Origin of the sequence: Williamsia sp. (assembly GCF_036566845.1) — a bacterium.
Taxonomy (GTDB): Bacteria; Actinomycetota; Actinomycetes; order Mycobacteriales; family Mycobacteriaceae; genus Williamsia.
The window spans coordinates 1-13,338 of record NZ_DATCVM010000028.1 but is presented as its reverse complement, the minus strand read 5'-3'; the positions used below and the strand labels follow the sequence as shown (position 1 = coordinate 13,338).

12 protein-coding genes are annotated in these 13,338 nt (G+C 63.9%); 5 read left to right on the top strand and 7 right to left on the bottom strand.

Translation table 11 applies throughout. The features are described from left to right. Positions 1–15 precede the first annotated feature (15 nt). Both VIQ49_RS01635 and VIQ49_RS01630 read right to left on the bottom strand, forming a co-directional pair. Positions 16–1,155, bottom strand: a complete 1,140-nt coding sequence (locus VIQ49_RS01635) for a thiolase family protein (protein ID WP_331880151.1) — start codon at positions 1,153–1,155, stop codon at positions 16–18. Further along, a complete protein-coding gene (locus VIQ49_RS01630) occupies positions 1,148–2,593 on the bottom strand; it encodes a class I adenylate-forming enzyme family protein (RefSeq protein WP_331880150.1) in 1,446 nt (481 codons plus the stop codon). Before VIQ49_RS01630 ends, VIQ49_RS01635 begins: the two co-directional genes overlap by 8 nt. Before the next feature lie 52 nt (positions 2,594–2,645). On the opposite strand from VIQ49_RS01630, the gene VIQ49_RS01625 reads away from it, so the two are divergent. Continuing rightward, positions 2,646–3,410, top strand: a complete 765-nt coding sequence (locus tag VIQ49_RS01625; protein WP_331880148.1) for an SDR family NAD(P)-dependent oxidoreductase — start codon at positions 2,646–2,648, stop codon at positions 3,408–3,410. Continuing rightward, on the top strand, positions 3,407–4,165 hold the full coding sequence (locus tag VIQ49_RS01620; RefSeq protein ID WP_331880146.1) for an SDR family NAD(P)-dependent oxidoreductase: 759 nt from the start codon (positions 3,407–3,409) through the stop codon (positions 4,163–4,165). Before VIQ49_RS01625 ends, VIQ49_RS01620 begins: the two co-directional genes overlap by 4 nt. A 91-nt stretch (positions 4,166–4,256) precedes the next feature. On the opposite strand, the gene VIQ49_RS01615 is transcribed toward VIQ49_RS01620, so the two are convergent. From VIQ49_RS01615 to VIQ49_RS01595, 5 genes are all read right to left on the bottom strand, one after another. Next, positions 4,257–5,036: an enoyl-CoA hydratase/isomerase family protein gene (locus VIQ49_RS01615; RefSeq protein ID WP_331880145.1), complete on the bottom strand. Its 780-nt coding sequence runs from the start codon at positions 5,034–5,036 to the stop codon at positions 4,257–4,259. Between the two features lie 318 nt (positions 5,037–5,354). Next, entirely contained in the window at positions 5,355–6,122 is a 768-nt protein-coding gene (locus tag VIQ49_RS01610) for an enoyl-CoA hydratase/isomerase family protein (protein ID WP_331880248.1), read from the bottom strand. Between the two features lie 2 nt (positions 6,123–6,124). Beyond that, positions 6,125–7,213: an acyl-CoA dehydrogenase family protein gene (locus tag VIQ49_RS01605; RefSeq protein ID WP_331880144.1), complete on the bottom strand. Its 1,089-nt coding sequence runs from the start codon at positions 7,211–7,213 to the stop codon at positions 6,125–6,127. Continuing rightward, positions 7,200–8,105, bottom strand: a complete 906-nt coding sequence (locus VIQ49_RS01600; protein WP_331880143.1) for an acyl-CoA dehydrogenase family protein — start codon at positions 8,103–8,105, stop codon at positions 7,200–7,202. The genes VIQ49_RS01605 and VIQ49_RS01600 overlap by 14 nt, the downstream gene beginning before the upstream one ends. Further along, positions 8,083–9,519 (bottom strand): class I adenylate-forming enzyme family protein, encoded by a 1,437-nt coding sequence (locus VIQ49_RS01595; RefSeq protein WP_331880142.1) that lies wholly within the window; start codon positions 9,517–9,519, stop codon positions 8,083–8,085. The genes VIQ49_RS01600 and VIQ49_RS01595 overlap by 23 nt, the downstream gene beginning before the upstream one ends. Before the next feature lie 161 nt (positions 9,520–9,680). On the opposite strand from VIQ49_RS01595, the gene VIQ49_RS01590 reads away from it, so the two are divergent. The 3 genes from VIQ49_RS01590 (at position 9,681) to VIQ49_RS01580 (ending at position 13,318) form a co-directional block, all read left to right on the top strand. After that, the gene (locus tag VIQ49_RS01590) at positions 9,681–10,727 is read left to right on the top strand and encodes a ferredoxin--NADP reductase (RefSeq protein ID WP_331880141.1); all 1,047 of its coding nucleotides are present in this window, start codon (positions 9,681–9,683) and stop codon (positions 10,725–10,727) included. Positions 10,728–11,462: 735 nt separating this feature from the next. Next, positions 11,463–12,419 carry an ABC transporter permease gene (locus VIQ49_RS01585; RefSeq protein WP_331880140.1) on the top strand — a complete coding sequence of 319 codons (957 nt, stop codon included), beginning with the start codon at positions 11,463–11,465 and terminating at the stop codon, positions 12,417–12,419. Further along, a complete protein-coding gene (locus VIQ49_RS01580; RefSeq protein WP_331880139.1) occupies positions 12,416–13,318 on the top strand; it encodes an ABC transporter permease in 903 nt (300 codons plus the stop codon). Before VIQ49_RS01585 ends, VIQ49_RS01580 begins: the two co-directional genes overlap by 4 nt. Positions 13,319–13,338 lie beyond the last annotated feature (20 nt).

Genomic DNA, 13,338 nt, shown 5'->3' with positions numbered 1-13,338 from the left:
TGTGGGAGGACGAACTCACGCGTGGACCTCGACGACAACCGCAGATCCCATGCCGCCGCCGGCGCACATGGCCGCCACACCGATACCGCCACCACGACGGCGGAGTTCGTGAACGAGGGTGGTCAGCATGCGCGCACCGCTGGCCGCCACCGGATGGCCCAGTGAGCAACCGCTGCCGCTCGTGTTGACGATGTCGGGGTTGATGTCGAGCAACTTGATGTTGGCGACACACTGTGCCGCAAACGCCTCGTTGATCTCGAACAGGTCGACATCGTCGACCTTCAGACCCACTCGCGCAAGCGCTTTCGGGATGGCCTCGACGGGGGCCAGACCGGTGAACGCCGGATCGATGCCCACCGACGCCCAGGAACGAACGGTCGCCAGTGCCGGCAGCCCGAGATCGCTGCTGGCGACGGTCAGGATCGCGGCCGCGTCGTTGGCGCCGCTCGAGTTGCCCGCAGTGATCGAGAAGCCTTCGATCTCGGGATGGAGAACCTTCAGGGAGGCAAGCTTTTCCAGGCTCGTTCCGCGGCGCGGATGCTCGTCGACCTCGAACAGTCCGTGGACCGTCTTGATCGGCACGACCTCGTCGTCGAACCGACCCTCGTCGATCGCGGCGATCGCCTTCATGTGCGACCGGTACGCCCAGGCGTCCATCTCTTCGCGGGTGACGCCGGCCTTCTGCGCCGCATTCCAGCCGACCGTGATGGACATGTCCCGGTTCGGAGCGTCCGGACGGTCGGGGTGAGTCGGGGACATCCACGGATCGATCCAATCCTCACCGACGCGGAATCGCGCCTTCGGTGAGGTCGACGAGGAGTTCACGCCGCCGGCCAGGATCAGCTGGTCCATGCCCGAACGGATACTGCCGGCAGCGGTGGACACGGCGGACAGGCTGGCCGCGCAATGCCGGTTGACGGCAAGCCCGGGAACCCCGGTCAGGCCGGCGGTGATCGCCGCGTGACGGGCGATCACGCCGCCGCCATAGAGTCCCTCGGCGAGGTAGATGTCGTCGACCAGATCCGGATCCAGCGTGCTGACCGCCGCATTTACCACGTGGTCGGCCAGAACGTAGGCGTCGGTATCGCGCAGAGTCCCCTTGACCGCGCTGCCGATCGGGGTGCGCAGCGCCGATACGATAACGGCTTCAGGCATTGTTGTTCTCCAGTTCTGCCACAAGGTTGCGGCGCAATAGCTTTCCGGTCTCGGTACGTGGGAGCTCGTTCTGGAACACGATCACGTCCGGGGTCTTTGACGAGCGGAGCCGATCCCGGACGAACTGCTTGATCTCGTCCGGATCGCCGGCACCCACGACGACGGCGACAAGGCGTTGTCCCCATTCGGGATCTGGCACACCGATGACGGCGGCCTCGACGATGCCCGGGTGGTCGTGCAAAACGTCTTCGATCTCGGCCGGGGCGATGTTCTCGCCACCGCGGATGATCGTGTCGTCCGACCGTCCCTCGATGAACAGGTAGCCGCCCGCGTCGAGGTGGCCGAGGTCGCGGGTGGCGAACCAGCCTTCGTCGTCGAGCACGCTCCGGCCACCGTACTCACCCGAAATCTGTTCGCCACGAACGAACACCAGCCCGGTCTCACCCTCAGGGGTGGGTGTTCCGTCTTCTCCACGGATCGCGATCTCGATACCCGGCAACGGCTGTCCTACCGAGCCGAGACGATCGCGCACCGCGGGATCGGACGAGGCGAAGGCGGTCCGGTGATCGTCAGGTCCGAGAACCGCGATGGATGACGCGGTCTCGGTCAGCCCGTAGGCGTTGACGAAGTTGGTGTCCGGGAACAACGCGAGCGCACGTTCCAGCACCGGCCTGGGTGTCCGCGCGCCACCATAGGCCAGGCTCTTCAGGAACGGTTGCCCCGCATCCTCTTCCGTGGTGGCATCGACGATACGGGCCAGCATCGTCGGCACGACCATGGCGTGTGTGACCTTCTCGCTGCGCACCGTCTCGATCCACGCCCGCGGTTCGAAAGCGTCGACGTAGACCACCCGGCGCCCGCTGTAGAGATTCGACATCAGGTTGGTCAATCCCGCGATGTGATACGGCGGCACGGCAACGACGGTTGCGTCTTCCGTTGCAGCAGAGGAGAACTCGATGGTGTTGAGAACGTAGGCCAACAGATGACGGTGGCGCAGGATCGCAGCCTTGGGTGCGGCGGTGGTGCCGCTGGTGTAGATGATCACGGCGACGGCATCACCGTCGTAGTGCGCAGCCGGGCGCTCGGCATCATCCATCGGGACGCTGCCGGCCAAGGACTCGATCCAGGAATCGAGGTCCTTCTGATCGAGGACCAGCGCTCCGGGATGCCGGTCCCGGAGTGCGTCCAACTGCGCCTCACCCAGGCGGTAGTTGAGCGGCACAAACGGGACTCCTGCAATCGCGGCACCGAACAGTGCGACGGGATACGCCACGTGGTTCACCCCGGAGTAGAGGATCGCCGGGTACTCGGCGAAGCCGGTCGCCGCCCGACGAGCCAGGTCCAGTAACTCCCCGGCCGAACTCGACCGGCCATTTGCCGTCACGACGGCTCGATCGTCCGCCGATGCTGCCATTTCAAGGATCATCGTGATATTCATGAGAACATGATTCTCTCAGACTGAGATCGTCAATTGCAAGAAGGGAAACCACATGGAAATCAATGGCAGTTCCGCCATCGTCGTCGGAGGCACCGGTGGACTCGGCGAGGCAACGGTACGTCGTCTGCATGCCGCAGGCGCCAAGGTCGTTGTGGCCGATGTTGCCGATGACAAGGGCAAAGCGCTCGAAAGCGAGCTCGGTGTGCGGTATGTCCGTACCGACGCCAGCGACGAGGCCTCGGTCAACGCGGCAATCGCCGAAGCCGAGTCCCTGGGTCCTTTCCGCGTGTCCGTGGATTGCCACGGCGGCCCCGCCGGTGGTGGCCGTCTGGTCGGCAAGGACGGAAGCCCCATGGAGCTCGAAGCCTTCACCAAGACGATCAGCTCGTACCTCGTCTGGACCTTCAACGTGACCCGGCTGGCCGCCGCCGCTCTCGCGCGGCAGGAACCTCTCGACGAGGGCACCCGCGGAGTCATCATCAACACCGCGTCGATCGCCGCCTACGAGGGCCAGATCGGTCAGCTCCCGTACGCCGCCGCAAAGGGCGGCGTGGTCGGCATGACCCTGGTCGCCGCCCGCGACCTCTCCCCGCTGGGTATCCGGGTCATGGGCATCGCCCCGGGCACCATCAACACCCCCGCGTACGGCAAGGCCGCCGACCAACTCGAGGCCTACTGGGGCCCTCAGGTTCCGCACCCCAAGCGCATGGGCCGTTCCACCGAGTACGCCTCGCTGGTGGCCGCCATCGTCGAGAATGACTACCTCAACGGTGATGTCATCCGTCTCGATGGCGCGCTGCGGTTCCCGCCGAAGTGACGGACAGCAAGCCGCTCGACGGCAAGGTTGCATTCGTGGCCGGCGCGAGCCGGGGCATCGGTGCAGCCATCGCGGTGGCGCTCGCCGATGCGGGTGCCTCCGTCGCCGTTGCGGCACGTTCCGAGGCCGAAGGGAAAGTGCCGGGCACGATTCATTCGGTGGCCGAGCGGATCACCGCATCCGGCGGCCGGGCGATCCCGGTGTCCTGTGACGTCACGTCGGAGGAGTCGATCACCGCGGCGGTCGATCAGGCCGTCTCTGAGTTCGGTGGCATCGACATTCTGATCGCCAACGCCGGCGTGCTCTGGATGGGGCCGATCGAGAAGACGCCACTCAAGCGGTGGCAACTCTGCCTCGACGTCAACCTGACCGGGGTCTTCCTGATGACCCAGGCTGTGATCCCGCACCTGCGGGCGCGGGGCGGTGGATCGCTGATCGCCGTCACCACCACCGGTGTCGACATGATCGATCGCGGCTCGAATGCGTACTGGGTGTCGAAGGCTGCGGTCGAACGGCTCTATCGCGGACTCGCATCAGACCTCAAGGTGGACAACATCGCGGTCAACTGCCTGAGCCCGTCCCGGGTGGTTCTCACCGAGGGGTGGGCCTCAGCCGGTGGCGGACAGAAGATCCCACCGGAGGCCATCGAACCCCCGGAGACCATGGGCAAGGCCGCGCTGGTGCTCGCGCAACAGGATGCAGCCGGTATCACCGGAACGATCCAGCGCTCGGAGAGCATGATTCCCCGGGCCTGACAACCAAATTCGCTCCGCGTACCGTCGTTCGCTCCTGTTGCAACTGGAGCGAACGACGGTACGCGGAGCGAATTCGGGGGGGTAGTTGGGACTAGTCTGGGATGTCGGCGGGGATCCAGCTCGGGTCACGCTTCTCCATGAAGGCGCGCATACCTTCTCGCGGCTCCGGCGAGTTCTCGAGTGCACCGAACATCGTCTGGTAGTCGATGAGGCCATACCGCTCGTTGAGCATCCGTTTGACCTGAGCCCGCGCCTCGGGTGCGGTCTGGAGGATCTCGCGCGCCGCGGTCAGCGCGGCCGACCGCAATTCCTCGTGGGGCACCACCCGTGAGATGACGCCGAGGCGCAAGGCTTCCGCCGCGTCGAATCTGCGGGCGGACAAGATGAGGTCGCGCGCCGCCGCCAGACCCACGTGTGCGGGAAGTGCTGCGGCATAGGTGGCATCGGGGATTCCACGCAGCAGCTCAGGGACTCGGAACGTGGCCCGGTCACTGGCGACCGCGATGTCGGACATCATGGCGACCAGGAGCCCGCCGGCCTGACAGATGCCGTTGACCGCCGAGATGACCGGCGCCCGGCTGTCCCGGATCGTCAAGAACGGCAGCACATCATGGCCGATGCCTTCGGGGAGGTTGTCACCCGGTTCGGCACGTCCACCCAGATCGCCACCGGGGGCAAAGACGTCACCGGCGCCGGTGATGATCAGGGCCGCCAGATCTGGATCCGAATTCACCAGACGCACAGCCCGTTTCAACCCGTAATACATTGCAGGTGTGAACGCGTTGCGCGCTGCCGGACGGTCGATCGTGCACCACCCGATCGGACCTTCCCGCTCGAACTTCAGGCCACCGGCTCCCAGATCATCACTCATTCGAGCAGACTATCCGATGTGTCATGATCGAGAATTCGATTGCGCGACATCGAGAGTGCGCGATAAATAGAATCGCAGAATGAAGTTCTGGTGTGGCACCGCTTTCATGAACACAATCGAAATGCCTTCGGTGGCACAGATGATGGACCGTTCGAGATCATCATCGGCCTGCGTGACGCACCGTCACTCGATGTCTACCGACGGGCCGAGGACCTCCGAGCCTGATCAACCCAATAGTGGTGGGTTCTGGTGAGGTCGAACTGGGCGTTCTCTCACCAAATCCCACCACTATCGGTCGGTCCGACCCGGTACGCGTCGTCAGTTCTTGTTGGCCGTCAGTCGAGCGATGTTCGTCTGGAAGTCCTTGGTGGTGAACGACTGATGCTCAGCACTCATCGCGAAGTCAAGGGTGGCCAGCACCGCCCGCTCGAGGTGCAGATTGAGCAGACGTTTGGTTGCCTCCACCGCTTGCTGGGGCTGATCCAGCATCCGTTTCGCACACGCCAGGGCTTCGACGAGAGGGTCGGAGACCACCTTGTTGGCCAGCCCGATCTCACACGCACGTTCCGCCGAGATCCGGGCGCCGGTGAGAGCGTATTCCTTGGCCAGCAGAAGGCTGGTGTGCAATGGCCACGTGACCGGACCACCATCGGCCGCAACAAGCCCCACCTGCACGTGCGGATCGGCCAGGTAGGCCTTCTCGCCGATGAAGACCATGTCACTGAGCGACGTGAGACTGCAGCCCAGCCCGACCGCGGGTCCGTTCACCGCTGAGATCACCGGGATTCGGCACCGCGCCATACCGAGCACGATCTCGCGACCGTCGGCAATGGTCTGTGCACGCAGTTCGTCGTCCTTGGCCAATTCCGCGAGGTACGCGAAATCACCTCCGGCAGAAAAGGCTGTGCCCGCTCCGGTAAGAACTGCGACGCGCGCGGTTCGGTCCGCACTCAGTTGTGGCCACAGTCGCGCCAAGCCCACATGCAGGGCATGGTTCACCGCATTGAGCGCATCCGGCCGGTTCAGCGTGATGATACGCAGCGGACCGTCGGCCTGGACGTCGATCTCGTCGGGCATGTCGTACATGGTCAAACTCCCAATCCTAGGATTCGCGATGCGATGATGTTCTTCTGAATCTGCGAGGTGCCGCCCATGACGCTCTGGGCCCGGCTGTAGAGGTATGCACTGAGCAGTTCGGGATCGGTGGTCCCGACCACATCGAGTGCGGCATGACCCACAGCCTGTTCGACCCAGGTCATCAGCAGTTTGTCGAGCGACCCTTCCGAACTGTGCTGAACACCGTCGAGTTGTTCCGACAGCCGGCGACGCACGTGCAGTCTGAGCATCTCGGTTTCGATTGCGGCCCAGGCCAGGTCGGCCGAGGGTGTGCCGCCGGACTTCGCGGCGATCTGGTTGACCAGCTTGCTGTACCGCGCGGCGAAGCCGAGGGTGGAGGGCTCGCGCTCATGCCCGACAACGGTCATCGCCAGTTTCCAGCCGTCGCCGGGCGCGCCGACCATGTTCTCGGCCGGAACCCGAGCCCCGTCAAAGAGCACTTGACCGAATTCCGTGGTCACCCCGCTGATCATCTTCAGCGGTCGCTGCTCGATCCCGGGCTGGTTCATCGGCACGATGAAACCCGAGATCCCCTTGTGCCGCGGCACATCCTTGTCGGTGCGGGCAAGCAGCAGGCACCAGTCGGCGTTGTCTGAGTAGCTGGTCCAGATCTTGTGACCGTGGATGACATAGTCGTCTCCGTCACGAGTGGCGGTGGTGGTCAGCGACGCGAGATCCGAACCTGCGCCGGGTTCGGAAAAGCCCTGGCACCAGCGTTCGGTTCCGTTGATCATGCCCGGCACGAAACGCTTGCGGATCTCTTCACTGCCGTGGTGCCCCAGTCCGAAGACAAGATAGCCCAGGCTCGGCCGCGGCGGGAAGGCGGCACGCGCCAGCTCTTCGTCGAGGATCACGTCGTACACCGCCGGAAGGCCCTGGCCGCCATACTCTTCCGGCCAGCTCAGGCCGAAGAACCCGGCCTCGTACAGCGCTCGATGCCATTCACCCATCCGGGAGAAGTATTCGTCGCCCGTCGTCGCGAACACACCCTTGCGTTCGGAAAGCCAAGCTCGCATCCGCTCACGGAACGCGGCTTCTTCTGTGGTGTCACGAAAGTCCAATTTGGATCTCCTCCAGACTCACTGGGAACAGTTCGGTGGATGTCAGGGCCCGGCGCAGGAACACGTGCACCACGCACTCCCAGGTGTTGCCGATGCCACCGTGCACCTGGATCGAGGTCTCGCAGATCGTCCGTGCGGTGCGCGCACAGTAGAGCTTCGCGATGCGGCCTGCCTGCAGCGCCTCATCGGTCGGCAGTTCGTCGACGGCCCAGGCCGCGTGCCGCAACACACTGATCGATCCCTCGATCAGTGCCAGGCCCTCGGCGAGCAGATGCGCCACCGCCTGGTACGACCCGATTGTCGCGCCGTACTGTTCGCGCAACTTGGCGTACTCGACCGCGGCGGCATGCGCTCCGCGGGCGGACCCGACCAGATCGGCCGTCGTGGCGACCAGCGCCAGCGCGAGGTTCCGCTCCACCTGCTCCGCCGTCAGGTCTCCCACCGCGGTGGGTTCGCCGTTCACGTCGGAACGAAGCCTTGTCAGGTCGACACCATCGTGGGTCGTCCCGAGATCGATCGTGCTGACCGTGTTCCCGTCCAGCACCACGCCCTTGTCGAATCCGCGGGCATCAATCGCCCCGGCGCCGACCACGGCAGTGAGGCGATGCGGCCCATCGTTCAGGTGGCGCAGAACATCATCGGCGAGCACCGGCCCCAAGAAGGGAACGTCCACCAGCCCGCGGCCGAACTCCTCGGCGACGATCGCAACCTCGACCGCCGAGGCACCGTCGGAGCGCAGATCACGCCAGCCCGTGGAGTCGACCACTTTTTCCAGCCGTGCGATGCGGCTCTCGTCGTCGAGATCGGAGACCGCGGACGGTCCCAGATCATCGGCCAATTTCGAAGCAGCATCGCGTAATTGCCGCTGCTCACTCGTCAGACGAACGTCCATAGCGCTCCTTCAGCACTCGGCGCAGCACCTTGCCGGATGGCAGGCGCGGAATAACAGACACAAAAATGACCTCGCTGGGTCGCTTGTACTTCGCCAACCGATCACCGATCAGATCGGTGAGTTCAGTGGCCAACTCGACGAGTTCATCGGTGCCGGGGTCGGTGACGGTCACCGCGGCGATGATCGCCTCACCGGTCACCGCGTCGGGGACTCCGAACACCGCGCAGTCGGCCACCGACCGGTGGCCGTGCAATACCGCCTCGACTTCGGCGGGTGCGACCTGGAACCCCTTGACCTTGATCATCTCCTTGGAGCGGTCGGTCAACCGCACCCAGCCGTCGGCGTCGATCGTCCCGATGTCTCCGGTCCGGTACCAGCTGTCGCAGAATGCATCTGAATTGGCCTCGGCCGGAAGGTATCCGGACATGACCGATTCCGACCGGGCCTGGATCTCGCCGGGCTCACCGGCACCAAGAACCCTTCCGGTCTCGACCGACACCACCCGGAGACTGACGCCGGCGCCCGCACGACCCACGCTGTCCAGGCGAGGCGAATCGATCGGATTGCACGTGATGACCGGCAACTCACTGGCCCCGTATGCCGGTACCCACCGCACGCCGGTCCGGCCGGTCACCCGCTCGGCAATGCTGGGCGTCACCGGGGTGGCGCCCCACATGATGTAGCGCAGCGACGACAGATCGTAGTTTTCGAGATCCGGTTCGGAGGCGAGGGCCAACGCGATTGGCGCCACGGCCATTTCGATGGTGATCCGGTCGGACTCGATGTGCCTCAACATCAGCTCCAGGTCGAATCTGCGGTGCAACCGCACCCAGGCGCCGGTGTCGAGTGCGGTGACGACATTGAGGATCCCGAGGATGTGGGATGGCGGCGTGAGGATCTGCAGGCGGTCGTCGGACGTCAGTTCGAGCGCGTCCCGCCAGTGCCGGACGGCAGCTCCGAACGAGCGGTGGCTGTGTCGGACAGCTTTGGGCATCCCTGTGGTTCCCGAACTGAAGACCAGCAACGCATCGCTGTCGAGCTTCTGGTCGGCGCAGTTGATCGCGGCGGACGTGGCTTCGACGGGTTCGATCGGCTCGTCGAGGCTGTGCATCGGCATCAGTTCGGCAAGGACCGCGCTGTCGCCGATTGCGTGGTCGGCTCCGGTTGTGGCCAGCGCATGCTCCACCTCCGAGCGCTTGTACGCGGGACTGATCAGCACCACGGCGGCGCCCACCCGCCAGATCGCGAGTACTGCGATGACGAACTCCGGACGATTCGACGACATCAGGGCCACCCGGCTCCCCGGAACCACCCCACGGGCGGTGAGTGTTGCCGCCAGCCCCGCCGTCAAGGCGTCGAGCTGCGGCAACGTGTAGCTGCGCCCCTCGAATGCCAGGGCGGCGGGCCCGTCCATGTCCTTGTCCTAACCAGGCATCGAGCGGCGGTTGTCGCCGTGCAGCCTTCTACCGAATCAACTTGAGAGGATCCTAGCTCACTGGAGAGAATACTATTCTCATCCAGTAGAATCTACGTATCATTCTCGGTAAGCTGCACACGACACGAAGGAGGTGGCTCATGGCGAGGCCCCCTATGTTCCAGCGCGCGACCGTGACGAGGATCGTCAAGGAGACCGCAGACGCCCGTACATATGTGCTGTCCCCGCACGAGGCACCGATCTCGTATCGCGCCGGCCAGTTCATCACGTTCAAGGTGCACGTCGACGGTGCAGAGCTGTTCCGCTCGTACTCGATGTCGAGCGCCCCGGAGACCGATTCCGAGCTGATGACCACCGTCAAGCGAGTTCCCGGCGGCAAGGTCTCGAACTGGATGCACGACAACATCAGCGAGGGTGACGAGGTCGAGATCACCCGTGCCGCCGGTCTGTTCTGCCTGAGCGACACCTCCGCACCCCTGCTCGGATTCGCCGGCGGTAGCGGTATCACGCCGATCCTCTCACTGACCAAGAGCGCTCTCAAGACCACCGATCGCCGGATCCGGTTGCTGTGCGCTGACCGAGATCCCGCAGCGGCGATCTTCCACACCGCCATCGACGAGCTCGCCGCCCAATACCCCGACCGGTTGTCCGTGGTGCGCAGTTTCGACGTCGTGGACGGATTTCTCGACGCTGCAAAGGTCCTCGAGTTCGTCGGCGACGACACCGACGCCGACAGCTATCTCTGCGGTCCCGACCCCTTCATGGCCGTCATCAAATCGGCACTGCCGGGACCCGGCCGGGTCATCGCAGAGGAGTTCGGAGCAGCAGCACAAACCGTCCCCGACGCCGGACTCGAGACCGAGATCGGGACCGAGATCGGGACCGGGACCGGGACAACCGTCGCACCGGCCGAGCTCGGCACCGTATACATCCAGCTCGGCCGCAAGAAGGTGGAGATCGGGCGCAAGCCCGGCGAGACGATCCTCGAAAGCGCCCGCCGCGCCGGTCTGTCGCCGCCGTTCTCCTGCGAGTCGGGCAACTGCGCCACCTGCATCGGCGAGGTCCTGGAAGGCAGCGCCACCATGCGCGCCAACAACGCACTCGACGACGACGAGGTCGCCGACGGAATGGTGCTCACCTGCCAGGCCGTACCGAATACGCCGTCGATCAAGGTCAAGTACGAGTAGGAGTGCCCCTGCGGTGGCGCGCCCGACCTACCCGGAATGGCATTCCGAGTTCCAAGAACACTCCTCTTGACAATCAGATCACCAATCTCGTACGTTTACTCACACGATCGCGAGAGTCCGACGCCGACGTCCCGACTGCGCGAGCCTTGACATTCCCGAATGTCAAGGCACACAACGCTTCCCTGAGGCATCCTGCTGCAAATCGCCTGTGCTACAAGAAAATCAGAGGCACAAGCGCTCGCGAAGGCCATCCCACGGCCCGACCGCCCGATCGGTGGCGCTCCCACGCGCCCTGACATTCAGATACATACCGATCGACCCCGCACGCGAAAACAATTCCGCTGGTGCCATATTCACGCTTCGCAGAATTGAACATGTTGCAGTAAACCTACTCTCGGCGACCTGATCGTGGCCGATAACGGGACTCGTTACAGCATCTATTTCCAAATTGATTGAGCTTCAGTGCTTTTCGCAATTCATGCCCGAATGCTGATCAGTCGCTCAGCCGAAATCGATCTCAAAACAATTGATTTCTGTGCTTGCCATCCGTGTCCGAATATCTCTATGGTGGAGCCCACAACCATCACATACTGCGATGTTTGTCACAGCCCCTCCTCCTCGAGCAGTAACAGCACGGATCTCGGAACACGGCCCGTTCCGCGTGGATAATCCACCGTCTGACGCCGCATGCCGAGGATTTCTCAAGCCCTTGCGCAGGACGAAAGTTGACCATCAATGTTTCTCACCATCGCGACGCGTCTCGGACGTAGCATCGCCGTGGTTCTCTTGGTGACCATCGCCGTGGTTGCCTTGTTGAGCCTGGCACCAGGTTCGGCCTCAGAGGTGATCCTCGGCGAGAATGCCACTCCCGAGGCCGTCGCCGAGATGGACGAACAGCTCGGACTCGATCAGTCGATCTGGATGCAGTACTTCGACTGGCTCAAGAACGCGGTGCAAGGAGATCTCGGCTCTTCGCCATTGACCAGCCAATCGGTGACCGATGCAATCATGGAGCGACTACCCGTCACCTTGGAACTGGCCGCCCTCGGGTTGTTCATCGCACTCACTGTCGCGGTGTTGATGGGTGTCATCTCCGCCTCGCGTCCCGGATCCGCACTCGATCGTGGCACCAACGCGTTGTCCGCGGTGTTCCTTTCGGTGCCGGCCTTCATCGCCGGACCGATCCTCATCTACTTCTTCGCGATCCAGCTGCAGATCTTCCCAGTCCTGGGATGGTCAGACATCAGCGAAGGGCTCGGCGCAAACCTGCAGAGCGCAATCCTGCCGGCCATAGCGATCGCCCTCACCGAAATCGCGTCGTTCCACCGTCTGCTACGCACGGACCTGATCTCCACGCTCGGCGAGGACTACATCGCGGCAGCGCGTGCAAAAGGTATGTCCGCCGGCTACGTCATGTTCCGGCACGCCTTCCGGCCATCATCCTTCTCCTTGATCACGCTCGCGGGCATGAACCTCGGACGCCTCATCGGTGGAACGGTGATCGTGGAAACGTTGTTCGGGCTGCCAGGACTCGGGCAGCTCATCGCTTCGTCGATTACCAACCGTGACCTGATCATGGTCCAGGGAATCGTCGTCTTCATCGCCGTCGTCTATGTCGGAATCAACACAATCGTCGATCTCAGCTACGGCCTGATCGATCCTCGCGTCAGAAAGGTGGCGGCAGCCGCATGACCGAAATCATCGCCAAGAAGCCGGCCGACCCGTCCGACACCGAAGAACTGGCCGCACCCGCACTGGTGGTTCCGGTGGTACGCCAACGGCGCTCGATCCTCGTGATCTTGTCTGTCATCTGGCTCGCCGCCCTGATCCTGGCTGCGTGTTTCGCCAATGTCCTGCCCATCGCGCCGTACGACGTACCGGTCGGGGCACCTCGACTGAGCCCATCGTTCGGCTCCCTGGATCTACTTCTGGGGACCGACACCTTCGGCCGTTCCGAGCTCTCCAGGATCATCTACGGTGCGCGGGTGTCCCTCGTGGTGGGCACACTCGCCGGTCTGTTCGGTTTCATCATCGGCTCGCTCATCGGTCTGGTCGGCGGCTACTTCGGTCGTCACCTCGACAACGGGATCTCGCTGCTCACCGATGCGATGCTGGCGTTTCCGCCGCTGATCCTGTTGCTGGCGCTGGCGTCCATTCTCGAACCGAGCGCCCAGACCATCCTTCTCGGGCTGACGCTCGTTGTCATTCCGGCATTCATCCGGCTCGCACGTGCCAACTCGATGGCGTGGTCGTCACGTGAGTTCGTCAGGGCGGCAAGAAACATGGGTGCGGGCCATTCCCGGATCCTGTTCAAGGAGATCCTGCCCAACGTGCTCGCACCGCTGGCGGCCTACCTGCCGATCGTGATGGCCGCGCTGATCGTCGCCGAAGGTTCACTGAGCTTTCTGGGCCTCGGCATCCCGCCACCCACACCCAGCTGGGGCGGGATGATCAGCGAAGGCAAGGACGCTCTCTCCACGTCGCCGCACCTGGTGTTCGTACCGGCGATCGCGATCTTCTTCACCGTTTTCGCCCTGAACCAGCTGGGTGATCACCTCCGGACCAAGTTCGACAAGACACTGCAGCGCTGAACGCCCCCCCCCCCCCCCCC

Excerpts from the sequence above, each read along its gene's own strand:
- VIQ49_RS01635 (WP_331880151.1), bottom strand. The coding sequence starts at position 1,155 with ATGCCTGAAGCCGTTATCGTATCGGCGCTGCGCACCCCGATCGGCAGC.
- VIQ49_RS01630 (WP_331880150.1), bottom strand. The coding sequence starts at position 2,593 with ATGAATATCACGATGATCCTTGAAATGGCAGCATCGGCGGACGATCGA.
- VIQ49_RS01625 (WP_331880148.1), top strand. The coding sequence starts at position 2,646 with ATGGAAATCAATGGCAGTTCCGCCATCGTCGTCGGAGGCACCGGTGGA.
- VIQ49_RS01615 (WP_331880145.1), bottom strand. The coding sequence starts at position 5,036 with ATGAGTGATGATCTGGGAGCCGGTGGCCTGAAGTTCGAGCGGGAAGGT.
- VIQ49_RS01610 (WP_331880248.1), bottom strand. The coding sequence starts at position 6,122 with ATGTACGACATGCCCGACGAGATCGACGTCCAGGCCGACGGTCCGCTG.
- VIQ49_RS01600 (WP_331880143.1), bottom strand. The coding sequence starts at position 8,105 with ATGGACGTTCGTCTGACGAGTGAGCAGCGGCAATTACGCGATGCTGCT.
- VIQ49_RS01595 (WP_331880142.1), bottom strand. The coding sequence starts at position 9,519 with ATGGACGGGCCCGCCGCCCTGGCATTCGAGGGGCGCAGCTACACGTTG.
- VIQ49_RS01590 (WP_331880141.1), top strand. The coding sequence starts at position 9,681 with ATGGCGAGGCCCCCTATGTTCCAGCGCGCGACCGTGACGAGGATCGTC.
- VIQ49_RS01585 (WP_331880140.1), top strand. The coding sequence starts at position 11,463 with ATGTTTCTCACCATCGCGACGCGTCTCGGACGTAGCATCGCCGTGGTT.
- VIQ49_RS01580 (WP_331880139.1), top strand. The coding sequence starts at position 12,416 with ATGACCGAAATCATCGCCAAGAAGCCGGCCGACCCGTCCGACACCGAA.